The 25633-nt window shown below is 69.2% G+C and carries 25 protein-coding genes and 1 tRNA gene; 13 read left to right on the forward strand and 13 right to left on the reverse strand.

Annotation, left to right across the window (positions count from 1 at the left end; genetic code table 11):
• Positions 1–17: 17 nt before the first annotated feature.
• A complete protein-coding gene (locus R6U01_RS13035; RefSeq protein WP_410286890.1) occupies positions 18–287 on the reverse strand; it encodes a glutaredoxin family protein in 270 nt (89 codons plus the stop codon).
• A 78-nt stretch (positions 288–365) separates the two neighbouring features.
• A complete protein-coding gene (locus R6U01_RS13040; RefSeq protein ID WP_410286891.1) occupies positions 366–1547 on the reverse strand; it encodes a M50 family metallopeptidase in 1182 nt (393 codons plus the stop codon).
• Positions 1548–1703: 156 nt separating this feature from the next.
• Between R6U01_RS13040 and R6U01_RS13045 the strand changes: the two genes are divergently transcribed.
• On the forward strand, positions 1704–2102 hold the full coding sequence (locus R6U01_RS13045; RefSeq protein ID WP_410286892.1) for a cupin domain-containing protein: 399 nt from the start codon (positions 1704–1706) through the stop codon (positions 2100–2102).
• 15 nt (positions 2103–2117) lie between these two features.
• Here R6U01_RS13045 and R6U01_RS13050 read toward each other — a convergent pair whose 3' ends face one another.
• Positions 2118–2921: a succinylglutamate desuccinylase/aspartoacylase family protein gene (locus R6U01_RS13050; protein ID WP_410286893.1), complete on the reverse strand. Its 804-nt coding sequence runs from the start codon at positions 2919–2921 to the stop codon at positions 2118–2120.
• A 51-nt stretch (positions 2922–2972) separates the two neighbouring features.
• Entirely contained in the window at positions 2973–3527 is a 555-nt protein-coding gene (locus R6U01_RS13055) for a DUF309 domain-containing protein (RefSeq protein WP_410286894.1), read from the reverse strand.
• 148 nt (positions 3528–3675) lie between these two features.
• On the opposite strand from R6U01_RS13055, the gene R6U01_RS13060 reads away from it, so the two are divergent.
• The 4 genes from R6U01_RS13060 to R6U01_RS13075 all read left to right on the forward strand — a co-directional run bounded on the left by R6U01_RS13060 (position 3676) and on the right by R6U01_RS13075 (position 6513).
• Positions 3676–4020 carry a hypothetical protein gene (locus tag R6U01_RS13060; protein WP_410286895.1) on the forward strand — a complete coding sequence of 115 codons (345 nt, stop codon included), beginning with the start codon at positions 3676–3678 and terminating at the stop codon, positions 4018–4020.
• A 62-nt stretch (positions 4021–4082) separates the two neighbouring features.
• Complete coding sequence (locus R6U01_RS13065) at positions 4083–5015, forward strand: EamA family transporter (protein ID WP_410286896.1); 933 nt, start codon at positions 4083–4085, stop codon at positions 5013–5015.
• 95 nt (positions 5016–5110) lie between these two features.
• Positions 5111–6337, forward strand: a complete 1227-nt coding sequence (locus R6U01_RS13070) for an endonuclease/exonuclease/phosphatase family protein (protein ID WP_410286897.1) — start codon at positions 5111–5113, stop codon at positions 6335–6337.
• Positions 6338–6429: 92 nt separating this feature from the next.
• Positions 6430–6513, forward strand: a tRNA-Leu gene (locus R6U01_RS13075).
• Between the two features lie 591 nt (positions 6514–7104).
• Here the strand turns inward: R6U01_RS13075 and R6U01_RS13080 are convergent.
• Complete coding sequence (locus R6U01_RS13080) at positions 7105–7527, reverse strand: hypothetical protein (protein WP_410286898.1); 423 nt, start codon at positions 7525–7527, stop codon at positions 7105–7107.
• Between the two features lie 191 nt (positions 7528–7718).
• On the opposite strand from R6U01_RS13080, the gene R6U01_RS13085 reads away from it, so the two are divergent.
• From R6U01_RS13085 to R6U01_RS13110, 6 genes are all read left to right on the forward strand, one after another.
• A complete protein-coding gene (locus R6U01_RS13085) occupies positions 7719–8987 on the forward strand; it encodes a PQQ-binding-like beta-propeller repeat protein (protein WP_410286899.1) in 1269 nt (422 codons plus the stop codon).
• A 113-nt stretch (positions 8988–9100) separates the two neighbouring features.
• The gene (locus tag R6U01_RS13090; protein WP_410286900.1) at positions 9101–10756 is read left to right on the forward strand and encodes a CTP synthase; all 1656 of its coding nucleotides are present in this window, start codon (positions 9101–9103) and stop codon (positions 10754–10756) included.
• Positions 10757–11674 carry a glutamine-hydrolyzing GMP synthase gene (guaA, locus tag R6U01_RS13095; protein ID WP_410286901.1) on the forward strand — a complete coding sequence of 306 codons (918 nt, stop codon included), beginning with the start codon at positions 10757–10759 and terminating at the stop codon, positions 11672–11674. It begins immediately after the preceding gene.
• The gene (locus R6U01_RS13100) at positions 11674–12060 is read left to right on the forward strand and encodes a CTP synthetase (protein WP_410286902.1); all 387 of its coding nucleotides are present in this window, start codon (positions 11674–11676) and stop codon (positions 12058–12060) included. Before guaA ends, R6U01_RS13100 begins: the two co-directional genes overlap by 1 nt.
• A 401-nt stretch (positions 12061–12461) precedes the next feature.
• Positions 12462–13769: an acetamidase/formamidase family protein gene (locus R6U01_RS13105; protein WP_410286903.1), complete on the forward strand. Its 1308-nt coding sequence runs from the start codon at positions 12462–12464 to the stop codon at positions 13767–13769.
• A gap of 322 nt (positions 13770–14091) precedes the next feature.
• Complete coding sequence (locus R6U01_RS13110) at positions 14092–15564, forward strand: acetyl-CoA hydrolase/transferase C-terminal domain-containing protein (RefSeq protein WP_410286904.1); 1473 nt, start codon at positions 14092–14094, stop codon at positions 15562–15564.
• A gap of 37 nt (positions 15565–15601) precedes the next feature.
• Here R6U01_RS13110 and R6U01_RS13115 read toward each other — a convergent pair whose 3' ends face one another.
• From R6U01_RS13115 to R6U01_RS13150, 8 genes are all read right to left on the reverse strand, one after another.
• A complete protein-coding gene (locus tag R6U01_RS13115) occupies positions 15602–15835 on the reverse strand; it encodes a hypothetical protein (protein WP_410286905.1) in 234 nt (77 codons plus the stop codon).
• Complete coding sequence (locus R6U01_RS13120; RefSeq protein WP_410286906.1) at positions 15832–17823, reverse strand: TRAP transporter permease; 1992 nt, start codon at positions 17821–17823, stop codon at positions 15832–15834. Before R6U01_RS13120 ends, R6U01_RS13115 begins: the two co-directional genes overlap by 4 nt.
• 154 nt (positions 17824–17977) lie before the next feature.
• On the reverse strand, positions 17978–19099 hold the full coding sequence (locus R6U01_RS13125; RefSeq protein WP_410286907.1) for a TAXI family TRAP transporter solute-binding subunit: 1122 nt from the start codon (positions 19097–19099) through the stop codon (positions 17978–17980).
• 103 nt (positions 19100–19202) lie between these two features.
• Positions 19203–19631, reverse strand: a complete 429-nt coding sequence (locus tag R6U01_RS13130) for a universal stress protein (RefSeq protein WP_410286908.1) — start codon at positions 19629–19631, stop codon at positions 19203–19205.
• Between the two features lie 52 nt (positions 19632–19683).
• Positions 19684–20505, reverse strand: coding sequence for a fumarylacetoacetate hydrolase family protein (locus R6U01_RS13135; RefSeq protein WP_410286909.1), 822 nt, complete (start codon positions 20503–20505; stop codon positions 19684–19686).
• Positions 20506–20512: 7 nt separating this feature from the next.
• On the reverse strand, positions 20513–20860 hold the full coding sequence (locus tag R6U01_RS13140; RefSeq protein WP_410286910.1) for a cupin domain-containing protein: 348 nt from the start codon (positions 20858–20860) through the stop codon (positions 20513–20515).
• Positions 20857–21645: an SDR family oxidoreductase gene (locus R6U01_RS13145; RefSeq protein WP_410286911.1), complete on the reverse strand. Its 789-nt coding sequence runs from the start codon at positions 21643–21645 to the stop codon at positions 20857–20859. The genes R6U01_RS13140 and R6U01_RS13145 overlap by 4 nt, the downstream gene beginning before the upstream one ends.
• Positions 21646–21735: 90 nt before the next feature.
• Positions 21736–23055 (reverse strand): DUF362 domain-containing protein, encoded by a 1320-nt coding sequence (locus R6U01_RS13150; protein ID WP_410286912.1) that lies wholly within the window; start codon positions 23053–23055, stop codon positions 21736–21738.
• A 200-nt stretch (positions 23056–23255) separates the two neighbouring features.
• Between R6U01_RS13150 and R6U01_RS13155 the strand changes: the two genes are divergently transcribed.
• Both R6U01_RS13155 and R6U01_RS13160 read left to right on the forward strand, forming a co-directional pair.
• On the forward strand, positions 23256–24365 hold the full coding sequence (locus tag R6U01_RS13155) for a mandelate racemase/muconate lactonizing enzyme family protein (protein WP_410286913.1): 1110 nt from the start codon (positions 23256–23258) through the stop codon (positions 24363–24365).
• Positions 24362–25579, forward strand: a complete 1218-nt coding sequence (locus R6U01_RS13160) for a mandelate racemase/muconate lactonizing enzyme family protein (RefSeq protein ID WP_410286914.1) — start codon at positions 24362–24364, stop codon at positions 25577–25579. Before R6U01_RS13155 ends, R6U01_RS13160 begins: the two co-directional genes overlap by 4 nt.
• The last annotated feature ends 54 nt before the right edge of the window (positions 25580–25633 follow it).

A 25633-nucleotide genomic window follows, 5' to 3' on the forward strand; every position in this document is an offset into this window, starting at 1 on the left:
ATTCTTCGACCGGCCGCTCAGGACGCGGCGAGCAGCTTCAGTCGGAGCTCGCGCTCGTCGACTTTGTACTTGAACGCCGGGTGGCCGTCGATCAGCACGTAGGGGACGCGCTCGCCGTACTCCGCGGCGAGCTCCGGGTCGTCGTCGACGTCGACCATCTCCAAGTCGATCGCCACGTCGAGCGCCGCGGCGGTCTCATCGATCGTCTCCCGGGCGGCGTCACAGAGGGTACAGTTCTCGCGCGTGTACACGGTGACCGGGACCGCCGTCGCGTCCGACTCGCTCATGCGCGGCCGTTCGGTCGTCGGCGACGAGTCGCTTTCGGTCGCCGGAGGCGCGGGCCTCCGCGGTCCGCGGGCGGCGATTCAGAACACGCCGGGCTCGTCTCCGACCTGCTGCCGTCCGCTGATGAGGCTCGGGGTACCGCCCGTCTGGATGATATTGAACGCGGTCATCAGGTCGGACCGGGAGATGAGCCCGACGAGGTCCTCCTCGCGGTCGACCACGGGCAGCCGGCCGACGCCGTGCTCCTGCATCGTCTGGAGCGCGGTCATCGCGTCCGTCTCCGGGCCGACCGCGACCACGTCCGTCGCCATCACGTCGGCGACGCGGTAGGCGTCGCGCTCGACGTCGCGGACCGACCGCGCGTCCTCCAGCGTCACCATCCCGACGAGGTTGTCGCCGTGAAGCACGGGGTAGCCCGTGTGTCGCTCCTCGAACATCCGGCTCATCAGATCGGCCACCGAGGTGTCCTCGGTGACGGTGTGGAGGTCCTCCCGGCCGGTCATCACGTCGCTGACGGTGACGTCCTGGAACGCGGCCTTCAGTGTCGTCTGCTGGGCCTCGCCCGAGGCGGCGATGTAGATGAAGAAGGCGAGCACGATCAACAGCAGCTGGAGGTTGAACAGCCCGATGAGCCCCATGATGAACGCGAACGCCTTCCCGACCGCGGCGGCGCGCTGGGTCGCCTGCGCGTGCGGCTGGTTCCGGGCCAAGAGCGCCCGGAGGACGCGGCCGCCGTCCATCGGGAACGCCGGGAGCATGTTGAAGCCGGCCAGCACCACGTTCAACAGCGCGAGGTACCCGAACACGAAGAGAACGGCGTCCGATCCCACCGGTGCGACGACGAACACGACGTAACAGACGGCCCCGACCGCGACGCTGACCACCGGCCCCGCGATGGCGATCCAGAACTCGTGTTTCCAGTCCTCGGGGAACTCCGTGAAGCTGGCGAGCCCGCCGAGCAGCCACAGCGTGATCGACTCGATCTCGTAGCCGTACCGCATGGCGACGATCGAGTGGCCGAACTCGTGGAGCAGGACGCCGACGAACAGCCCCAGCGCCGCCGCCAAGCCGAGCGCCCACGGGGTGAGCCCCCCGGCGAGCGCGGTCGGGTCGATCCCGGCGCCCAGCGCCCCGTTCATCACCTCGGTGATCTGCCCGATCTGCGACCCGATGAGGTAGGCGAACAGCGGCAACACGATCAGGAACGTCCAGTTGAGCCTGACCGGGATGCCGAGCACGGTCCCGATTTTGAGTCCTCGCATGCCCTCGGTTTAGTCGGGTGGGCGGTTAAACGTCCGGGGGGTGACGACCGGAGCGTCCGGCGACGGCTTCGGAGTCGTCGGACGGCGGCTCCGGGACCGCACAGCCTCAATCCGCCCCGCCGTCGTTTATAAAGGCCTCGGCGCCGATCGGTCGGTATGGACGACACCACTGACGACCGGTCGGCGGACGCATCGGACGCGGTCCTGAAGCGCGGCGACGAGATCGACTACGAGGCGGTCGGCGCCGCCGCCGGGCTCCGGAAGGGGGTGCTCCTCGACGAGTCGGACGGCGCCCCGCACTTCGCGATGCGGCGGTTCGAGCTCGCGCCCGGCGCCGCGGTCCCGCGTCACACGAACGCGGTCGAACACGAGCAGTACGTACTCGCCGGCGAGTACGTGGTCGGGATCGGCGGAGAGGAACACGTCGTCTCACCCGGCGACGCGCTCCTCATCCCGGCGGGCGTCGAGCACTGGTATCGGAACGACGGCGAGGAGCCGGGCGCGTTCATCTGTGCGGTGCCGAACGGCGACGATACGATCGAGCTCGTCGAATAGTCGGTCCGACCCGTCTCACTCGATCGTCCCGACTCGGTCGGCGACGTAGCCGAACTGGTCGCGGTAGCCGTACGGCGACAGCAACACGGGATAAAACGACTCGTCGGCGCGGAGCGGCCGGCCGTCGGCGGCCGCGAACCGGTCGCCCGCGGCGACGCGCTCGAAGTTGCGCGCGAACACCTCGTACGTCTCGGCCTCCGGCTTCGGGATCCGCTCGCGGAGCCGGAACACCTCGACGTCGTCGCGCCCGCCCGCGTCGACCACGTCGTCCGCGCCCGGCGCCGGGAGCGCCCCGGTCGCGGCCAGGAACGCCCGCGTCAGCCAGTAGGCGTTGTCCGCGGCGCCGTCGGAGCCCTGCAGGCCGGCCTCCACCTCCAGCGTGTGCGGGTGTTCGATGAGCCGCCCCTCGGTGAACGCGTCCGTCTGGATGACGACGTCGACCGGGAGGTGGGGCGCGACCGCGCGGGCGACCTCGTCCACCGAGTCGATCACCGCGAACGGTTCGGCGGACGACTGCGTCGAGTGGATCGCGAGGGTGGTACAGCCCTCGACGGCCGCGAGCAGCTCGGCGGCCACCTGGTCCTCGTGAGCCTCCGCGTCGGAATCGCCGGGGAACGCCCGGTTGAGGTCCGTATCGAGGTAGCGCACCCCGGCGTCCAGCGCCGCCTCGTTGGCGACGATCAGCCGCACCGCTCGCTCGACGTCGGGGTCGCTGTCGAGGAGGCGTCGGACCGCGCGGGCGCCGCAGGGCTCGTCGCCGTGGATCGCGCCGACGACCGCGACCTCCGGCTCGCCCTCGCCCAGTTCGTACACGTCCATACCCGTGCGACGCGCTCTGGCGATAAGTGGCGTTCGGATCGCGGGTACGACTCAGTGCCCCTCGTCGATCCGCTCGGCGTACTCGTAGTCCGCCGGGTACGCCTCCGGGCGAGCGCCGTCGAGGGGGATCCGCCAGCCGTCGAGCGCGGCGGGGTCGTCGAGCGCGGCTCGGAGCGTCGCGCGCACCTCGGCGACGTCCACGCCGTAGAAGTCGTCCGGGACGCCCCGGAGGTACTGGAGCGCCGTCTCGAACAGCGACCGCATCCCGTCGTCGTTCTCGAAGTCCACGTGCTTGTACGCGCCCGCCGCGACCTGCACCATCCCGTGGAGGAACGCGCTCTCCGTGGTGCCGCTCCCGTAATTATACCACTCGTCCTCGAAGCAGTCGTGCGACTCGTGGTACTCGCCGGCGTTGAACAGCCGGACGCCGTGTTCGGTCGCCCGGCGGAGCGTGGCGTGCTCCCAGTAGCCGCCGGCGAGGTCGGTCTCGGCGTCGGGCGCTCCGTCGTCCGCCCGGTCGCGGTCCGACCCGTTGCCGGCCGCGTGCCACCCGGTCGGGTCTCCGAGCGGCGGGGCGACGCCCGGATCCCGGGTGTGGTCGTCCATGCCCGAGTAACGGGCGGCCGGGGTGCTAACGCTTTCGTGCCGGTGACGGCTGCGTTCCGGTCTCTCCCGCGGTCGCGGTGTCGCGTTCCGGTTGCACGAGTGTAGAAATTGCACAATATTCATGCGTCTCGGAAGCCTACACGAGAGTATGCTCGACAGCGACGAGATGCCGTGTGGCAAGGTCGACGACGGGTCGAAACGCAAGTTCGGATCGTTGCTCGTGATCGGCCAAGGGCTCCTCACCGCGGTCGCCCCGGGGCTCAGCGTGTCGCTTACCCGGAAGATGATCGGGAAGAACTTCGAGAACGCGGACGAACTCGAAGCGAAGCCGGCGTATCTTAGACAGATCCGCGCCATCGGTATCGGCGCCGCAGCGGCCGGGATCGCCGGGTACGCCATGGAGGTCGCGAGCGAACGCGTCCCCGCGGACGAGGCGCCCGCGGCCGACGACGAGGTCGTCACGGACGGCGACGCGGACGAGGCGCCCGCGTAAGCGACCGCGCTCTGTCGTCGGGATCGAACGGTTCTTTTCGGCGGCCGGCGTCGGACCGGTCAATGGACCTCGGGCTCCCCTTCGCTCTCGGGGCCGCGGTCGTCTGGGGGAGCTACATTTTCGTGTTGAAGCGATCCTTCTCGGGGTACCCGCCCGCCGGGCTCACGGTGCTCATCAACGCGGCGGCGATCGCGTGGTTCCTGCCGGTGACGGTCGCGACGGCCTCCCTCGACGGGACGGGTCTCGCCGGAGCGGATCCCGTCGGCGACCCGAGCGGCGCGCTCGCCGGACTCCTCGGGGCGCTCGCGGCGGTCGACCCCGCGGCCGTCGCCGTCGTCGCCGTGACCGCGACGGCCACCGCGGCCGCGTTCGTGCTCTTCCTCCGGGCGATCGAGGGCGGCGACGTCTCCTACGTGACCCCGATCAACAAGGTGGTCCCGATGTTCGTGCTCCCGCTGGAGGTGCTGCTGCTCGGCGAGGTGCTCGCGCCGGTACAGGTCGCCGGGGTCGTCGTCGCCACCGCGGCGGTGTACGTCGCGAACTACGAGCCCGGGAGCCTGCTCGCTCCGCTGGTCGGGGCCGTTCGCTCCCGGCCCGCACAGCTCGCCTTAGTGAGCGCGGCGTGCTACGCCGTCGCCGACCTCGGGAAGCGCGTGGCGTTACAGGAGCTCGCGATCCCCGGGACGCTGTGGGTGCCGCTGCTCCTCGCCGGCGCGGGGCTCGTGCTGCTGCCCGCCGCGGTGCGGAACCCGCCCGCCGTGACCCGGCGCGACGCGCCGAAGTTCCTCGCGGCCGGCGCGATCGTCGCGCTCGGCGAGCACCTGACCACCGTCGCGTTCGCCTCGCTCCCCGCGAGCGTCGCCTCGCCGGTGATCAACACGCAGGCGATCGTCGCCGTCGTGCTCGGCGGGGTCGTCCTCGGCGAGCGCTACTTCCGCGTCCGCCTCGTCGCCGCCCTCCTCGCCGTCGTCGGCGTCGCGATGATCGCGCTGTGAGCTAGGGGGTACGGGCTCGGCGTCAATTAAATGCCCATCAGTCACCTGAGAAATATTTAAAAATTTAATATCGGATAACTAAAACGACTGGTCGCATGCGGGATAACACCTCACGGCGGAGCGTACTGAAGTCGATCGGCGCGGCGGCGACGGTGCCCGGTATCGTCGGCACGGTCGCGGGGCAGGGGCGAGGTAACGCGCCAACCCCGCGGTACGCCGCGTTCAACGTCGAGAACTTCGAGACGGACCAAGTGCAGGAGCCGGGCGACGGGCAGGCGGAGGCCGCCGCTCGCGTGGTACAGGAGGTCGACCCGGACGTGCTCGTCGTCAACGAGCTCGCGAACAACGTTCAGGAGGCGACGGTCGACGACGGCGTCCCTACGGACCGGACCAACATCGAGGCGTTCGTCGACAACTACCTCAGCGTCCCGCAGGAGAAGAACCTGGACGGGATCGAGTACGAGTACACGCTCCAGCCCGAGAGCAACACCGGGCTCCTCCCGGAGGATGACTACGACTTCAACAAGGACGGTGAGGCGGGTGAGCGCCCCGACGACGCCTTCGGGTTCGGGTTCTATCCCGGCCAGTTCGCGTTCGGAATCGCGAGCAAGTACCCCTTCGAAGAGGACGCGATACGGTCGTTTCAGGAGTTCCTGTGGGCGGACATGCCCGATAACCTGATCCCGGTCGCAGGCGAGGAGGGGGTCGTGACCGATCCGGGGGAAGACGAGACCGCGATCTACCTGACCAAAGAGGAGGGAGATCTGGACGTCTTCCGGCTCTCCTCGAAGACGCACATCGACGTGCCGTTCGACGTCGACGGCGAGACCGTCCACGGGCTGTTCTCGCATCCGACACCGACCGGATTCGACGGGGTCAACAACTTCAACGGGCGCTGGAACCACGACGAGAACCGGTTCTGGGCCGACTACGTCGCCGGCGCGGAGTACATCTACGACGACTCCGGAACGCACGGCGGCCTCGACGACGACGCCTCCTACGTCCTGCTCGGCGACATGAACGCCGGGCCCGGTGACGAGCCGCTCGATCCGGCGACGGAGTTCTTCGTCGAGAACGACGACTTCGACAGCCGCAGCCTCCCCACCAGCCCCGGCGGCGCGCAGAAGGGGAATCAGTACGCGACGGCGGAGTTCAGCTCCGGCATCGCCCACGTCGACTGGGTCCTCCCCTCGCCGGACCTCTCGCTGCGTTCGTCCTCGGTCGTCTGGCCGAGTTCGGACGCGAACAAGCGCGGACTCGCGGACGACGTGGAAGCCGCCTCGGACCACCGCCTCGTGTGGGCCGACGTCGCCACGACGTGAGGCGTCACGCGCGGCGTCCGGTCCCGCGGGCAGTCACCGGCGCGGAAAAACCGGTGGTTTAAATCTCCGCGAGGGCCTCGTTTCGACTGCGTGCGAGGGTAGCCAAGCCCGGAAACGGCGGCGGACTCAAGATCCGCTCCTGTAGAGGTCCGTGGGTTCAAATCCCTCCCCTCGCATGAGCGCGTCCACAACGCGCGAATGCACAGGGGGGAGGATTTGAATCAGGGAGCGCCTCCGGCGCGACCGTGGTTCAAATCCCTCCCCTCGCATCGTCGGGGTCCACCCCCGTGATGCGGAAGGCGCTCAAGGAGCGCTCTTCCCTCGCAAAATTCCTCAACGTCGGCGAGCGACGGCTGAATATATAAACAACTGCGGTCGGCGCGCGCCTCCGAGTGGCCGCCATCGGCGGCCACGAGGTGCGCGTGCGAGGGAGTCGCGAACGAAGTGAGCGACGAGGCTGGGGAGGCCTGAGGTTGCGGTCGCGGCGCGGTTGGGCGGGGCTCAAAGGGGCAGTCGCGAGGCGGGCGCAGGCGTTCACGGGAGCAGAGCTCTCGTGAGCCAATCAGAACACAAAGCGTTCTGATGACGACGTAAGCACCGCAGAGAGCGAGTGAAACGAGCGACCGAGGAGCACAGCGAGCGTGCGCCCGCCTCGCGGCTGGGGCTTTGTGGGCGTTCGCTGCCGGCTCAGCAATAACCGTTTATAAACGAGCGGCTGGGGCTTCGGAGACGCTCATCGCCGATCCACCGACTACAATCCGCGTCGATTACAGCCGTTCCGCCAGCGCGAGCCCGGCGAAGGCGACGACGGCCAGCTGAACGCCGAGGCCGACGCCGCTCCCGAGGCCGGCGACCGCGTTCGCGAGGACCGCCCCCGTGTCGAGGACGAGGAGCAGCGCCGCGCTCGCGACGAGGTACGCGACCGCGGCGACGAGACCGGTCGCCAGCACCGTCGCTCCGTCCCCGTCGGTCGACCCGCGACGCCGACCGACCGCGACGGCGACGCCGAACAGGAGGCCGTAGACCAGGACGAACGAGACGAACCGCCCGCCGAGCGTGTACAGCGCGACGCGCTCCGCCGGCGGGGCCGGTATCGACGTCCCGACGAGGAGCGGCGGGAGGCGACGCGTGACGGAGACGACGACCGCGACGACCGCGGCGACCGCGGGAGGGATCGGGGACCAGTTCATGGCGGGCGTTCGATGCGGCCGCCGGCCACGAGTGTTTTTCGCTGCGGGATCGGCTTCGGGCCGCCGTCCGACCGCCGCGGCAGCGCTCGACGACCGAGGCATCGCTCGACCACCGAGGCATCGCTCGACCACCGCGCCGCCCGCGACCTCGACCGCCGTGGCTTTTTATTCTCACCCGCGAATCGGGCCCCATGACCGAACGGACGCGTCGCGATTGGCTCCGCGTCGCCGGCGCCGCCGGCGTCGCGGGACTCGCGGGATGTAGCTCGCTCGGCGGCGACCTAATGGGCGACGACGACGGAGAATCCGACTTCGAGGGTGCCGACCTCCCGCTGGACCTCGACGACCGGCCGCAGTCGCCAGACGGGCTCGCCTCGCAGTTCCGGCAGGGGCTCCGCAACCACGGCCACGTCGACGCGACGATCCCGGAGACCGTCGAGGTGCGGTGGGCCGTGCCGGCGAACCGCGGCGACCACACGGCCTCGAAGGGAAGCCCGATGCTGACGCCGTCGGGCGAGATCCTCGTCGCCGACGACACGGGCCGGATCCAGTCGCTCGCGACCGACGGGACGACGAACTGGTCGACCTCCCTCTCCGACGACGACCGCGGGAGCCACGGCACCCCCGCGATCGCGGACGGCACGGCGTACGTGGGGACCTACGACGGCGTCGTCTCCGCGGTGTCCGTCGCGGACGGCGAGATCGAGTGGCAGACCGACGTCGGCGACGCGGCCGCCGCCAGCCCGACATACCACGAGGGGAAGCTGTACGTCGCCGTCGAGTACGCGACGCCGAGCGGGACCGTGGTCGTCATGAACGCCGAGAGCGGCGACGTGGACTGGCGCGACGACCGGCCGACCGACCACCCGCACTCGACGGTCGCCGTCGACCTGGAGCGCGACCGCTTCCTGTTCGGTTCCAACGACGGTCACGTCTACGCGTGGTCGTTCTCCGACCGCGAGCGCGCGTGGACGTACGACACCGGCGGCGACGTGAAGGCGCCGATCGCGGTCAGCCGGGGGATCGCGGTGGTCCCCTCGTGGGCCGAGACGGTCACCGCCGTCGACGTCGCGGACGGCACCGGCCTCTGGGAGTTCGAAACCGACGATATGGTCATGTGCGCCCCCGCGGTCCACGACGGGACGGCCTACGTCGGGAGCCACGACGGCAACGTCTACGCGATCGACCTCGCGACCGGCGAGGAGGAGTGGTCGACGCCGGTGAACGGCTGGGTGACGGGGAGCGTGACGGCGACGAACGAGCACGTCCTGGCGGGGTCGTACGACGCGAACCTCTACGCGCTCGACCGCGCGGACGGCTCGGTCGCGTGGACCGTCGAGGGGAAGGGGGACGTGACCAGCGCGCCGCTCGTCACCGACGACGCGATCTACTACGCCGAGCGCGCCCCGGAGAACTCGGACGACGCCGGGATGTGCTACAAGCTCGCCGCGCCGGAGTGAGGCGCCGGTATCAGGAGACGACGTCCCTCGACGCGCGACGCGAGTACGTCACGAATGTCCACTCGAACCGGAGGGTCCGAAACGGTTTTGCCGGCCCCTGACGGACGGTCGATATGCCAACGGATCCTGACACAGGGTACGACCCGTCGCTGGGTCGGAAGTTCGTGTTCGTCACCGGCGGCGTCATGTCCGGGCTGGGGAAGGGGATCACCGCCGCCAGCACCGGGCGACTCCTCGCGAACGCGGGCTTCGACGTCACCGCGGTGAAGGTGGACCCCTATCTCAACGTCGACGCCGGGACGATGAACCCGTACGAGCACGGCGAGGTGTACGTGCTCAAGGACGGCGGGGAGGTCGACCTCGACTTGGGCAACTACGAGCGCTTCCTCGGCACCGACATGACGTTCGACCACAACGTCACCACGGGGAAGACGTACCAGCACGTCATCGAGCGCGAGCGCGCCGGCGACTACCTCGGCAAGACCGTCCAGATCATCCCGCACGTCACCGACGACATCAAGCGGCGCATCCGCGAGGCCGCCGAGGGGTCGGACGTCTGTCTCGTCGAGATCGGCGGCACGGTCGGCGACATCGAGTCGATGCCCTTCCTGGAGGCGCTCCGGCAGTTCGCCCACGAGGAGGACGACGAGGACATCCTCTTCACCCACGTCACGCTCGTCCCCTACTCGAAGAACGGCGAGCAGAAGACGAAGCCGACCCAGCACTCGGTGAAGGAGCTTCGGTCGATCGGGCTCCAGCCGGACGTCCTGGTCGGGCGCTCCGAGAACCGGCTCGACCCGGAGACGAAAGAGAAGATCGCCCTGTTCTGCGACGTCTCGACGGACGCCGTCTTCTCGAATCCCGACGTCGAGGACATCTACCACGTCCCGCTGATGGTGGAAGACGAGGGGTTAGACGAGTACGTGATGGACCGGCTCGGGCTCGCCGACGAGGCGCTCCCGAAGGCGAAGCGCTCGACCGAGTGGCGCGAGTTAGTCACCCGCGAGCGCGACCGCGAGGTCGACGTCGCCCTCGTCGGAAAGTACGCCCTCGAAGACGCGTACATGTCGATCCACGAGGCCCTGAAACACGCCGGGATCCAGACCGAGACCGAAGTGAACGTGCTCTGGGTCGACGCCGACGAGACGCGGGACCTCCACGAGGAGCGCCTCGCGTCGGCCGACGCGGTCGTCGTCCCCGGCGGCTTCGGCTCCCGCGGCACGGACGGGAAGATCGAGGCGGTCCGGTACGCCCGCGAGAACGACGTCCCCTTCCTCGGGCTCTGCTTAGGCTTCCAGATGGCGGTCGTCGAGCACGCGCGCAACGTGCTCGGGCTGGCGGGCGCCCACTCCGCGGAGATCGATCCGGACACCCCGTACCCCGTCATCGACCTGCTTCCCGACCAGTACGAGACGGAAGACATGGGCGGGACGATGCGGCTCGGCGCCCACGAGACCGACATCCAGCCCGGCACGCTCGCCGCGTCGGTGTACGGCGCCGACTCCTGCACTGAGCGCCACCGCCACCGCTACGAGGTGAACCCCGAGTTCATCGACGAGCTGGAGGCCGACGGGCTGACGTTCTCCGGCCGCGCCGACAACCGCATGGAGATCCTAGAGCGCGCGGACCACCCGTTCTTCTTCGGGACGCAGGCGCACCCCGAGTTCCGGTCGCGCCCGGACCGCGCGAGCCCGCCGTTCGTCGCCCTCGTGCAGGCGGCGCTGGGATCGACGGACACAACCGAGCGCAACGCGGACGTGAGGCTATAGATGGTCGAGACGGAGGCATTCATCGACGAGGCGATAGCGGAGATCCGGGAGGCGATCGGCGACGCGAACGCCGTGATCGCCCTCTCCGGCGGGGTCGACTCCTCGGTCGCGGCGACGCTCGCGTACGAGGCGGTCGGCGACCAGCTCACGCCCGTCTACGTGGACACCGGGCTGATGCGGAAGGGCGAGACGGACGAGATCCGCGAGACGTTCTCGTTCATGGAGTCGCTGCGGGTGATCGAGGCGCAGGAGCGCTTCTTCGACCGGCTGGCGGGCGTCACCGACCCGGAGGAGAAGCGCCACGTCATCGGCGAGGGGTTCATCGACGAGTTCGAGACCGTCGCCCGCGACGTCGACGCGGACTACCTGGTGCAGGGGACGATCTACCCCGACCGCATCGAGTCCGAGGGGAACATCAAGTCGCACCACAACGTCGGCGGGCTCCCCGAGGCCGTCGACTTCGAGGGGATCGTCGAGCCGGTACGGGACCTGTACAAGGACGAGGTCCGCGAGGTCGCTCGCGAGCTCGGGTTAGAGGAGATCATCTCCGAGCGCATGCCGTTCCCCGGCCCGGGGCTCGCCGTCCGGATCGTCGGCGAGGTGACCCCGGAGAAGGCCGCGGTCGCCCGCGAGGCGACCTACGTCGTCGAGGAGGAGCTGGAGGAGTACGACCCGTGGCAGGCGTTCGCCGCCGTCCTCGGGAAGGCGACGGGGGTAAAGGGCGACAACCGCGTGCACGGCTGGGTCGTCGCGGTGCGCTCGGTCGAGAGCCGTGACGGGATGACCGCCCGGGCGCAGGAGCTCGATTGGAGCACGCTCCAGCGGATCCAGAGCCGGATCACCGGCCAGAACGACAACGTCGCCCGCGTCGTCTACGACGTGACCCACAAGCCGCCCGCGACGATCGAGTACGAGTGATGGCGGGGACCCCCGCCCGCCCCGACGGCGGTCGCGCCGAGGGCGACGTCGCCGTCGTCGCCGGCCCCGACGAGCACGGTCTCGGCGAGGAGCTCGCCGCGTTCGGCGTCGAGATCCGTCGGATAGAGGGGCTCGTCACCGCCGACGCGCTCGCCGACGCCGGAATCGCCGACGCGGCCTACTTCGTCCTCACCGACGTCGAGGAGGCGACCGGGATCCCGATCGCCAAGGAGCTGAACCCGAGCGTCCTCGCCGTGACGTACGCCGAGCGGTCGCTGCCGGCGTTCGTCGCCGGCGTCTCCGACCTGGCGATCGACCCGGCCCTGATGGACGCCGCGACCGTCGCCGAGGAGCTGGTCGACGGCGCCGCCGACCGCGCGGCGTAGTCGGTTCGAGAGAGTCGGTTCCGGAAGCCAGTATATCAGAAGTACAGGTATTATACGAATCATATATAAACTCACTTTCTAGAGAACCTGTCGGCGTCCGAGAGAGGATCTTAATCTCGGTTAGACGGACCAAATCAGCCGTTATGCGCTCGCTGTACGACATCTTGACTCTGATCCGCCGCCGTCGGGATACGGAACGTCTTTTGCGTCGAATTAATGGGTCTTAGCCCTTCAGAACGTGGAACTGTTCTGGATGAACCGGTCAGCACCTATATGACAGTTTAAGTATTATTCTAGCCAAACAAATTTTTCTGTTAGTTAATCACCTCTCACTGATTATCCCCCCTGTCGGTTCCGCGAACAGTAGCGTTATTCCGGCGTGTCACGTACCGTGGTGTGTTATGTCACAGCAGGACGTGAAAGAGGAGCTGTACGTCGATCAGTACACGCTCGGGCTGGTCGGTCCGGACCAGGAGTGGGCCGGGACCGTCGCCGACGGCGGCACGGTGAAGACGTACACGCCGCCGGGCTGCTGGGGGCCGATGGTCACCCCCTCGTTCCGGGGCGGTCACGAGGTGACGCGACCGATCCGCGTCGAGGGCGCCGAGGTCGGCGACGCCGTCGCGATCCGCATCCGCGACGTGGAGGTGACGAGCATGGCGACGAGCACGGGGTCGATGGCCGAGCGCGAGGAGGCGTTCCGCGACGACCCGTTCGTCGACCACCGCTGTCCGGAGTGCGGGACGACGTGGCCCGACTCCTACGTCGAGGGGACCGGCGAGGACGCGATCCGCTGTGCCGAGTGCGGCGCCAACGCCTCCTCGTTCGGCTTCGAGTACGGCTACACCGTCGCGTTCGACCACGAGAACGCGGTCGGCGTCACGCTCGACAAAGACGGCGCCCACGCGCTCGCGACCGACGCCGACGAGGTGATGGACATCCCCGAGAACTCCCGGCAACACCCGATCCTCCTGTACGAGCCCGACGGGATGCCCGGCACGCTCGGTCGCCTCCGGCCGTTCGTCGGCAACATCGGGACGACGCCGTCGGTGACGATGCCCGACTCGCACAACGCGGGGGACTTCGGGCAGAGCCTCATCGGCGCCGACCACGACTACGGGATCGAGACCGAGGCGGACTTGGAGAAGCGCACCGACGGCCACATGGACATCCCGGAGGTCCGGGCGGGCGCCACGCTGATCTGCCCCGTCGCCGTCGACGGCGCCGGAATCTACGTCGGCGACCTCCACGCGAACCAGGGGGACGGCGAGCTCTCCCTCCACACCACCGACGTGAGCGGCACCGTCACCATGGACATTGAGGTGATCGAGGGGCTCGAGCTCGACGGCCCCGTGCTGCTCCCGAACGAGGAGGACCTCCCCTTCATCAGCGCGCCGTACACCGACGCGGAGCGCGAGGCGGGCCGCGCGCTCGGCGCCGAACACGGCGTCGAGACGGAGACCGAGACGGCGCCGATTCAGGTGGTCGGCTCCGGCGCCACCGTCAACGACGCCACGCAGAACGCCTTCGACCGCGCGACGACGCTCCTGGACATGAGCGAGGGCGAGGTCCGCGCGCGCTGTACGTTCACCGGCGGCGTCCAGATCGGCCGGCTCCCGGGCGTCGTCCAGCTCGACATGCTCGCGCCGCTCGACGTTCTGGAAGAGCGCGGCCTCAACGGGCTGGTCCGCGACCAGTACGACCTGTAGCGCCGCCGGAACGCCGCCTCGGCCGGATTCGGCCGGCGGCTCCACGTTCGCCACCTCCGCCGGCGGCTCCGCGTTTGCCGCCCCGCCGGCGGCTCCGCGCGCCCCCTCCGCTCGACCCCCCGCCGGATCTCACGATTTAAGTCCCGGCCGTCCGACGTTGCGCCCACCACTCGCGGGACGACGCCGACGGAGTCCACGCTCCGGCGCGGCGCGTCCCCGTTTCGACCATGACATCGCCGACTCCCGGCGGCCGCGTCCGAGCCGCCACCGACGGTCGCACCGCCCCTCGCGAGCGCGTCTCCCGGTCGGGTCGAGGGACCCGATGAACCGCGTCCCAGCGCGTCGGCCGGTCGAGACCCGGCTCCACGGCGACGTGCCGATCGTCGACGCGGAGGCGGCGGCCGCCGCGATCGAGCCCGACGCGACGGTGCTCACCAGCGGCTTCGGCAGCGTCGGCTACCCCAAGGCGATCCCGCTCGCGCTGGCGTCCTCACCCCGCGACCTGTCGCTCACGCTGGTCGCCAGCGGGAAGGTCGGCGACGAGATCGACGTCGAACTCGTCGGCTCCGGGCAGGTCGAGCGCCGCTTCTCCTACCAGTCCTCGCGGGTCGCCCGCGAGAAGACCGACGCCCGCGAGATCGCCTTCAGCGACCGCAACGCCTCCTCGATCGGCGACGAGGTCCAGTACGGCGGGCTCGTCGAGCCCGACGTCGCCGTCGTCGAGGCGGTCGCGGTCGGCGAGGACTGGTTTATCCCCTCAACGTCGCTTGGGCAGGCCCCCGCCTTCGTCGAGGCCGCCGACGAGCTGTACGTCGAACTCAACCGTCACCAGCCGCTCGAACTGCAGGCGCTCCACGACGTGTACCGGCCGAACGCGCCGCCGGACCGCGGGCCCATCCCGCTCTCTTCGCCCGGCGAGCGGATCGGAACCGCACACGTCGGGTTCGACCCCGAGAAGCTCGCCGGCGTCGTCGAGACGGAGGTCCCCGATTCGACGTACACGTTCCGCGACCCGACCGACGACGACCTCGCGATCGCCGCCAACCTCGGTTCGTTCCTCCGCGGGGAGCTGGCGCGCTCTCCCGTCTTCGACGACGCGGTCCACCTGCAGTTCGGCGTCGGCTCGCTCGGGAACGCCCTGATGGGCGAGCTGCAGGCGCTCGACTTCGGCGACCGCGAGGTGTCCTACTTCGGCGAGCTCATCCAGGACGGCCTCTTCGACATGCTCGACGCCGGCGGGTTGGAAGCCGCGAGCGCCACGTCGCTCGCGCTCACCGACGAGGGACAGGAGCGCCTGTTCGACGACGTCGAGCGCTACGCCGAGGACGTGGTGCTCCGGCCGGCCGACGTCTCCAACCACCCGGGGCTCATCGACCAGTTCGGCGTGATCGGCGTGAACAGCGCCATCGAGTTCGACGTCTACGGCAACGTCAACTCCACGCACGTCCGCGGCGAGCGGATGATAAACGGGATCGGCGGCTCGGCCGACTTCAACCGGAACTCGCTCATCACGGTGTGTGCGCTCCCCTCGACGCTGAACGACGGCGCCGTCTCGCGGGTCGTCCCGCAGGTGTTCCACGTGGATCACACCGAACACGACGTCGACGTCTTCGTCACCGAACAGGGCGTCGCCGACGTGCGGGGGCTGTCGCCGGTCGAGCGCGCCGAGCTGATCGTCGAGCGCTGCGCGCACCACGAGTTCGCGCCCGAGCTGCGCTCGTATCTCGACGACGTGTGCGAGCGCGACTACCATATCCCGCAGGACGTCGAACGCGCCGCGGAGTGGTTCGAATAGGGTAACAAAGCCGACGGCGGCTACGTCGCTCCCGCCCTCACAGCAGTTCGAGGAAGATGAGCAGCCACCAGACGTAGCCGGCGGTGAGCGCGAGCGCGGTGAGCAGCTCCAGGGCCCCGACGTACGTCTCGCCGTGCGTCCGGCGGAACGCCTGGACCTTCTCGACCTGCCTCCACGCCGGCATCAGCGGTTCGGGAATGATCTCGCCGAGGCCGCCGGCCTGCTGCATGGACTCCTCTGCGACCGCCTCGGGGGAGTCGTCGGCGCTCATTGGCTCGCCCCCCTACCGAACGGCAGCGAGAGCCCGCGGATCATCACCTTCTCGGCCACGAAGACGGCGGCGAAGGCGGCGATCCCGGCGATCTTCGCGACGTTGCTCGGATACACCATGATGAGGACGCCGAGCGTCGCGAGCAGGGCCCGCGTGCCGACCTTCCGCCCGGCGCGCATCTTGAACGGGTAGTTCAGCCCGTAGATGATCGCCACCGCACCGAACAGCACGAGCAGCCCGACGTACAGTGTGTTGACGCCGGGGTCCATCGAGACCAGGCCGGGGTTGTAGACGAACGCGACCGGAAGGACGAAAAGCGGCGCGGCGATCCGGATCGCGGCGCCGCAGGTCCGCCAGAAGTTCGCCTCCGCGATCCCCGCCGCGATCACCGCCGCGGTCGCCACCGGCGGCGTGATCCCCGCGAGGATGGCCGCGTAGAACATCGTGTAGTGGGCCGTGATGGGCTCGACGCCGAAGTCGGAGACGAAGGTCGGCACGATGAGGATGGCCACGATGACGTACGCGGCGACCGTCGGCATCCCGACGCCCATCAGGATGGCGACCGCCATCCCGAGCAGCACCGCGAACAGCAGCACGCCGCCCGAGATGTTGATGAGCAGCAGCGCGATCTTCGCCGGGATACCGGTCGTGCTGAAGAGGTTCACGACGCCGCTGATGACGACCAGGATGATCGCGATCGGCGCCAGGATGATGGCGCCGCGGCGGATCCCGTAGACGGTGTTTTTCACCTGCGTGACGAGCTCTCCGCCCGGCCCCACGCCGCTGCTGTCGACGATCCGCTGGAGCGGCGGCATGAGCGTTCCCGTGATCATCATCGCGACCACCGTGTACAGCGCGGACGTCATCACCGTGTACTGGACGACCCCGAGCAGGTAGATGAGCAGCGCGAACGGGACGCCGAAGCGGAGCGCCTCGAACACTTTCTTCTCCGTCGAGAGCTCGTCGTCGAAGAACTCGGAGAACTCCATGTCCTGACTGCTCGCGTCGGAGATGGCGAGGTAGTGGACTGCGATGGAGATGGACACGACCAGGATCGCGGCCGGCACGAGGCCGGCGACGACGATGCTGAGGTACGGGACGCCGAGGTACGACGCCATCACGAACGCGGACGCGCCCATCACGGGCGGGAGCACCTGCCCGGAGGTGGAGGCGACCGCCTCGATGCCCGCCGCCCGGTGACCCTGCATCCCGGCCTCCTGCATCGTCGGGATGGTGAACGACCCCGTCATCGCCGCGTTGGCGGTGTACGAGCCGTTGATAGAGCCGATGACGGCGGAGGAGAGCACGGCGGTCTGGGCGATTCCCGACTCGATGTACTTCGCGGCGACGATGGCGACCCGCAAGATGAGGTCGAACGCGCCGTACGCGAACAGGAGGCCGGCGTACAGCAGGAACGGCGCGATCCACGACGCCGTGATCTGCGTGAGGCTCCCGTAGAACCCGTAGAGGTCGGTCACAGTCGCCTGGAGCAGCGTCGCCTCGTTCATTCCCGCGTGCCCCAGCACGCCCGGGACGAGGTTGCCGTACATCGCGTACCCGAACACGGCGAAGATGAGCCCGAGGAACACGTTGCCGAACTCGCGCCACGTGAGGTACATCAGCGAGATAACCACGAGCCGCGCGAGCATGTACTCGTGTTCGAGCGCGTACCCCTGCCGCTGGAGGTACACGTCCTCGAAGTTGATCGCGAAGAACGCCGACGCGGTCATCAGCGACAGCGACGCCGCGATCAGCACGGCGCCGTCGATCCAGTCGCCGTCGCCGATCGCGAGTCGGGTCTCGTTGAGCGCGTACACGGTCATGATGCCGCCCACGAACGCGGTGGCGAACTGTACCTGCGAGATCGCCTGCGTATGGGCCCAGTAGAGGACGCCGGCCCAGAACAGCAGCGCCGCCGCCGTGACCGTGACGTTGAGCCCGCGAAGCAGTCCGGACTCGGGTTCAGTCGAGGCCGTTTCCGTGCTCATTGGTGCCAGCGTTCGTCAGCGTGGCTGTTCGTCGGGCCGGGCGTGGTTGGGAGTGTCATGGTTGGCGTCTGGGTTGTCGGTTACGTAGTCCGTGATTTTAAATTACTGATCGGTACGCCCCGGGAGCGGGGAGGAACGCCCGGTTACCGGGCGATCAGGCGCCCTCGCCTTCGGTCAGGCTGTCGTCCCAGGCGTCGTTGTCCTGGTAGTACTGCACCGCGCCGCGGTGAACCGGGATGTTCTCGCGGGCCGAGCCGAGCATGTCCTCGGTGGACCCGAAGTCGTTGAACTGCGCTTCGCCCTCGTTGACGACGTCGTTGTGCTCGTCGACGACGCGACACAGCTCGTAGACGGCGTCCGGGTTCGCCTCGGGGTTGAACGTGTAGTTCACCTCGAGGTTCCAGTGGAACATCTCGTCGGTGCCGATGTCGGTGTCCGCGATGGGCCAGTCGTCGTAGCTCGTGGTGCCGAACCCGGCGCCCGGATACATCTCGGCCGACTCGCGCAGCGCGTCGGTCGGTTCGACGTAGTGGACGTCGATCCGGGAGGCGATCTCTTGGACGAACCCGGTGTACCGCACGCCGGGCGTGCCGTACGCGATGGAGGCGTCGATGTTGCCCTCCTCCATCGCGCCGGGCGCGGAGTCGACACCCATGTTCTGGATGTTCATCTCCTCGTACACGTCCGCCGTCGGCTCCTGCGACCAGACGTCGAGGGTCGTCGCGCGCGTCGAGTACCCCGGCTCAGCGGGGTAGACGTTCGCGCCGGCGAGGTCGTCGAAGGTCTCGATGTCGGTGTCGTCGCGCGCGATAATATAAATGCTGTACGGGAACGCGTAGAACCCGTACTGCGGAATGCGGTCGACGGGCTCGTCTTCGAACGCCCCGCTGTCGTCGATCGCCTTCGCCAGCGAGTTGTTGTCGGTGATGCCGGCGTTGAACTGGTTGTTCGCCATCCGGCGGATCGTGCCGATGTATCCCGGGCTCTCGATCGTCGAGTAACTCAGGGTGTCGCTCTCTTGGCTCACCGCGCGCTCGACGGCGAGGCCGACGTCCTGGGTCCCGCCGGCGGACGTCCCGACGCGCAGCGAGAGGTCCTCGCTGCCGCCGTCGTCGCCGTCGGACCCGTCGTCGCCGTCGGACCCGTCGTCGCCGTCGGACCCATCGTCGCCGTCGGACCCGTCTCCGCCGTCGCCGCTGCAGCCGGCGAGCCCGGTGATACCTACTGCGCCCGTGCCGTACAGGAACTTGCGTCGATTGATCGATTTATCTGCCATGCTCAATGATGACCATTCGGTCGATCATTAACAATGTTCCTGTTTATTTCGGTTTAACGGGAGAGAATGTTCCGTTTCTGACGACTGAGATACAGGTTTTGCCCTACTCCTCGAGGATCACCGTCACCGGACGGTCGGCGCCGAGCAACACCGACTGGGTCGTGCTCCCGAACAGCATCTTACCGGTCGGGCTCCGCCGCCGCCCGCTCATGGTGACGCTGTCGACGTCGAGCTCCGCGGCGACCTCGACGATCGTGTCGGCGGGGTCGCCGTGTTCGCGCCGCCGCGACGTCGAAATCCCGGCCTCCGCCAGCCGGTCCTCGACGACGTCGACGCTCTCGGGATAGTTCTCCTCGTTCCACACGTCCTCGGAGTCGACGCGACCGCCCTCGCCGCTGACCTCGAACCCCTCGTACACGTTGAGTATCACCGCTTCGACCTCCTCGGCGGCGTTCGGTAACGACGCGACCGCCTCGGCCGCGGCCAGCACGTGCTCGGAGTCCCCACCGACGGGGAGCAGTACGCGGTACATATCGGCACCTAACCGAACAGCAGGTAATAAATGTGCCTGCCTGCGGGGGGCTCTACCGCGTCACCGGCGCGTCGACGGTCCCGATCGCCTCGACGACCGCCCGCACCTCGTCGCCGGGGTCGACGGGCGCCGCGCCGGGCGTCCCCGTGCTGAACAGGTCGCCGGGGTTCAGCGTCATCACGTCGGAGTGGAACGAGACGATCTCCGCCGGCGGGAACAGCATGTTCCGGATCTCGTTTTCGGCCCGCACCTCCCCGTTGACCTCGGTTCGCACCGAGAGCTCCTCGAGGTCGAGCGGCGCCTCCGGCACCGCGAGCGCCGCGCCGGGGACGAGGAACGTGTCGTAGCTCTTCGCCCGCGTGAGGAAGCGCGGGTTCCGCTGGAGGACGTCCTCGGCCGTCATGTCGATGACGGGGAGGTAGCCCGCCACGACGTCGTTCACGTCGGCCCCGTCGACGTTCCGGCACGTCCGGCCCATCACGACGGCCAGCTCCGCCTCGGCGGTCACCCGCTCGCTCTGCTCCGTCGGCGGCAGCCGGACCGGCCCGCCGGGGCCGGTCAGGACCGACGACGGCTTCATGAAGCTCGCCGGTTCCTCGGGGCGCTGCTCGTCGAGGTCGCCGGCGTGTTCCTCGTAGTTCAGGCCGATCCCCCACAGCTTCCCGAACGACGCCAGCGGCGCGCCGAACGACACGTCTTCCGCCGGGACGGGGTCGGCGGTCGCGTCGGCGACGTCGCCGAGGTCGCCCGCGGCCGCCCGCGGGAGCGCCTCGCGGACGCTCGCCAGGTCCGGCTCGACCGCCCCGAGCGGGACGTACCCCTCGTCGTCGCCGAGCAGGGGGTCGCCGGTCGCCGTGCGTGCCAGGTACTTCATCGCCCGCTCACTCCTCGCGGTCCGTCCAGAAGTCGAACGAGCGCCCGGGCGCGAACACGTCGAGCCCGACCGCGCGCTCGTCGCCGGTGTTCTCGACCCGATGGGTCTCGTCGGACTCCAGCAGGACGGAGTCGTTCTTCTGGAGGGTGACCGAGTCGTCCTCGGTCGCGACCGTGAGCTCGCCCTGCAAGCAGAGGCAGACCTGCTCGTTCTCGTGGTCGTGCATCGGCGAGCTGTGGCCCGGCGGCTTCTCGAACCACTCGAAGGAGAACCGGTCGCTGCCCGCCATCGACACGCGCCGCCACCCCTCGTCGGGCTCGTACGTCTCCGCCTCGTCGAACGCGACCGGCTTCATAGGTTGGCTCCGGTGGCCCCGCCGTCGATCGGGAGCGCGGTGCCGTTGATAAACCCGGACTTCGGCGACGAGAGGAACGCGACGGTGTTGCCGAGCTCCATCGGGTCGCCGATGCGTTCGAGCGGGTTCCCCGCCCAGTCGTCGAGCCCCTCGTCGTAGGAGTCGTAGTCGCCGCGCTCCACGGCGGCCTCGACGAGGTCCCGGATCCGGCTGGTCTCGTGGGGGCCCGGCAGGACGGCGTTGGCGCGTACCTCCGGCGCGAACTCCTTCGAGAGCGTCTTCTCCAGCCCGATGACGCCCATCCGGACCGAGTTCGACAGCACGAGGCTGTCGATGGCCTCCTTCACGCTCCGGGAGGTGATGTTGACGATGGTGCCGCCGTCGCCCTCCGTGAGGTGCGGGTACGACTCGCGCGCCAGCCGGACGACGCTCATCACGAGCAGGTCGTAGGCGTGCTGCCAGTCCTCGTCGTCGGTGTCGAGGAACGCGCCCGACGGCGGCCCGCCGGCGCTCGTCACCAGGTGATCGATCGTGCCGAACTCGTCGACGGTCGTCTCCACGAGCGCCGTGATCTCGTCGGCCTCGGTGAGGTCGGCGGGCCGCGCGACGACCTCGCCGGTCGCGACGGCCTCGACCTCCTCCTCGGCGGCCGCCAGTCGCTCCTCGTCGCGGCCGTTGATCACGACGTTCACGCCCTCGCGGGCCAGCGCCTTCGCCGATGCCTTGCCGAGTCCGCTGGACGACGCCGTGATGAGAGCCGCGTTCCCGTCGATCTGTAGGTCCATGCCTCACCGATCCCGTGTACGGCGTGAAAACGTTTCCCTAGAGGCAAGGGGACGAGGTCCGGCCGCCCTCGCCGATTCTCCCCGCGGCCGTCAGGCGCCCGACTCGTCGCCGACCGCCTCCTCGAACCGCGCGGTCCCGTCGTCGAACCCCACCGTCTCGCGGCCCGCGACGGTCGCCGCCTCGGGGAGGTCGGAGACCACGGCGTCGGAGACGCGGAGCTCCCCGAGGTCCTCCGTGTTCCGGATCCAGACGATCCGGACGGTCTCGGGGTCGTAGCCGCCCAGCGCCGTGAGCGCGGTCCGGAGCGCGAACTCGTCGTCCGGCGCCACCACGGGGAGCTTCGACTTCGAGAGCGACCCGCTGGTGAGCGCGTTCGCGTACGTCTTCGTCAGGTCGAGCTGGTCGACCGCGGCCCGCCGGGTGAGGTCGGCGAGCCCGATCCCGTTGCCGTTCCCCTTCGTCGCCTCCGTGAGCCCTCGGACGTAGATGAGGTCGATGTCGGGAGTCTCCGGGTCGGGCGCGTTGAGGACGCGGTAGCGCCCGATGACGTTCGTGTCCATGCCGGCGCCCGAGATCTCCTTGCCGATCTCGTCGACGACGAGGAGATCGACGTCGTCGACCGGGAGCGTCGGCATCTCCGCGTCGGCGCGCTCTAACAGCTCCGGCTCGCGGTCGAGGAACGATCCCGCGGGGACGGCCTCCAGGTGGCCGATCTCCTCCTCGAAGTTCTCGACGAGCGCGATTCCGCCGATCATCGGGGTCTCCCGCTCGATGACGTCGAGCGCGGCCGTCAGCGTCTCGACGTACCCCTCGGCGATCGCCGTCGAGTGGAACGCCTTCGCGCCGCGCTGCTTGCCGAGCCCGACGACGGTCATCTTCGCGAGCCCGCTCTCTATCGGCCCGGTGAAGTTGGTGTGGGCCTTCACGCGGTTCACCACGAGGACGGCGTCGGCCGCGAGCGCCGCCTCGGCGAAGTAGACGGGGAGGTCGGCGTCGCCCACCGAGACCGTCGCCAGCTCCTCGGCGGCCATACCGGCGTCGATCGGCGCGTCGACCGTCTCCTCGGTGATCCCGAGCGCCTCCAGCACCTCGCGCTGTCCCTCGGGGGTCGCGCCGCCGTGACTGCCCATCGCGGGCACCACCACGGGATCGAAGCCGCGCTCGGCGAGCCGCTCGACCACCGCCGCCGCGACCTCGTCGACCCGATCGATCCCGCGGCTACCGACCCCGACGGCCACCGTGGCGTCTGCGGGCAGACCGTCGAGGTCGAGCGCGTCGAGCCCCTCGCGCGCCGCCCCGACGGGGTCGTCGAGACGCTCGGTCGGCGGCTGGTACCGGACCCGCGCGAACCCCGGGAGCGGCTGCGGGTCGATGAGGTCGTCGACCTCGGAACGGACGGGAAACTCCATGTAGGGTCCCTCGCGGCGCCGCTACAAAAGGTGCGGGTGCGCCGCCGCTCGCCGACTGGTGCGCCGCCGGACGGCGCCGCCCACCGACCGGCGCGCCGCCGGACGCCGCCGCTCACCGACCGGCGCGCCGCCGGACGGCGCGCCGCGAGAGCATTGCCGATACAGCGGTCTACTTGTACCCGTGTCACCCCGGACCACGCATGCAGATAACCGACGTCGAGTCGTTTCCGATCAAGCTCCCGCTGGAGTCGCCGGTCTCCTTCTCCAACCGAACGCTCACCTATCGGGACCACGCGATCACGTACGTTCGGACGGACACCGGCCACGAGGGTGTCGGCTACTCGCTGGGGTACGAGGGCGCCGGCCTCATCGCCGACGCGGTCGAGTCGCTGCTCGAACCGCTCCTCGTCGGTGAGGACCCCCGAGACACCGAGCGCCTGTGGCACGAGATGTACGAGGGCAACGTCCAGATCGGCCGGACCGGCCTCTTCTTGCGCGCCATTTCGACGGTCGACATCGCGCTCTGGGACGTGAAGGCGAAGGCGGCGGAGATGCCGCTCCACAAGCTGCTCGGCGGGCACTCCGAGTCGGTCCCGTCGTACGCCAGCGGCGGCTACTACCGCGACGAGAAGGGCCACGAGGCGCTCCGCGGCGAGATGCGGCGCTACCTCGACGAGGGCCACGACGCGGTGAAGATGAAGGTCGGCCGCCGCTCGGTCGCAGAGGAGGTCGAGCGCGTCGCCGCGGTGCGCGACGAGATCGGCGACGAGCGCACCCTGCTTCTCGACGCCAACGGCGTCTGGGAGTCCAGCACGGAGGCGCTCCGCAACTGCCGGGCGTTCGAGCCGCACGACCCGTACTTCATCGAGGAGCCCGTGATGATCGACCGCGTCGACACGATGGCCGAGGTGAACGACGGGCTCGACTACCCGGTCGCCACCGGCGAGCTGGAGGGCACCCGACACAGCTTCGCCCGCCTCGCCGACACGGGCGCGGCGACGATCCTCCAGCCGGACGCCACCGTCTGCGGCGGGATCACGGAGTGGCTGAAGATCGCCAATCACGCCTCGGCGTACGATATCCCCATCGCCCCACACTACAACTGGAACCTCCACGCGTCGCTTCTGGGCGCCGTCGAGAACGGCCTCTGGGTGGAGTACTTCTACCGAGACATGGACGTGAAGGCGTTCGACGACGTCGTCGCCGACCCCCTGACGCCCGGCGACGACGGGACCATCGACCTCCCCGACCGCCCCGGCCACGGCGTACCGCTCGACGAGGACGCGCTGCAGCGATTCAAAGACGAATGAGAGACTACTCTGACCAGATCGACACCCGCGACCCGGACCGAGACGTACAGATCACCGGCCTCGACGCCTGCGTCGTCGAGGGGAACTTCGAGTGGAACCTGATACGCGTGGAGACCGACGCCGGCGTCACCGGGATCGGCGAGGCGTACCGCGGCGGCGGCGTCCCGGAGCTCGTCGAGTACACGAACCGGTTCCTCGTCGGCGAGAACCCGCTCGACGTCGAGCGGCTCGTGCGCTACATCTTCCAGGAGATGTCGGGCCACGGCGGCACCACCGGGAAGGTCGTCACCGCGGCCTCCGGCATCGAGATCGCGCTGTTGGACGCCGCCGGGAAGATACTCGGGCTCCCCGTCTACCAGCTGCTCGGCTCGAAGTACCGCGACGAGGTCCGGCTCTACTGCGACTGCCACGCCGGCGAGGCGTACGCGGTGGAGGACGGCGCGACCGCCTACGCCGACGCCGAGGCGTACTCCCCGGAGGCGTACGCCGCCGAGGCCGCCCGCGTCACGGACATGGGATTCGAGGCGCTGAAGTTCGACCTCGACCTCCCGGCCGACAACGAGAACGACCCGTACAACGGGCGCCTGACGAACGCGGCGATCCGGGAGAAGCGTGAGATCGTCGCGGCCGTGCGCGAGGAGATCGGGTACGATATCGACCTCGCGTTCGACTGCCACTGGGACTACTCCGTCGAGAGCGCGAAGCGGCTCGCCCGCGAGCTTGAGGAGTTCGACCTGATGTGGTTAGAGGACCTGATCCCGCCGGAGAACATGGAAGCCCAGAAGGAGGTGACGAGGGCGACGCGGACGCCGGTCGCCACCGGCGAGAACCGCTTCCGCGTGTTCGAGCTGTCGGACCTCATCTACGAGCACGGCGTCGACATCGTCACCCCGGACCCGGCGACGGTCGGCGGGCTCACGGAGACGATGCGGATCGCCGACCGCGCCGAGGAGAACTACATGCCGATGTCCCCGCACAACGTCTGTAGCCCGGTCGGGACGATGGCCTGCGTCCACCTCGGCGCGGCCACGCCGAACTTCGACCTGCTGGAGTACCACGCGCTGGAGGTCGACTGGTGGGACGACCTGCTCGTCCGCGACGAGCCGCTGATCGAGGACGGGCGGATCGCGGTACCGGAGGCCCCCGGCCTCGGGATCGAACTCGACACGGACGTCGTCGAGGACCACCTGCTCGAGGGGACGACCGGCTTCTGAGGCGACGCCGGACGGCTCCCGTGCGGTCCGCCTCCGGCGGCGGCCGTGACGCGG

The sequence above is a fragment of the Halorubrum sp. genome, assembly GCF_046498025.1.
Taxonomy (GTDB): Archaea; Halobacteriota; Halobacteria; order Halobacteriales; family Haloferacaceae; genus Halorubrum.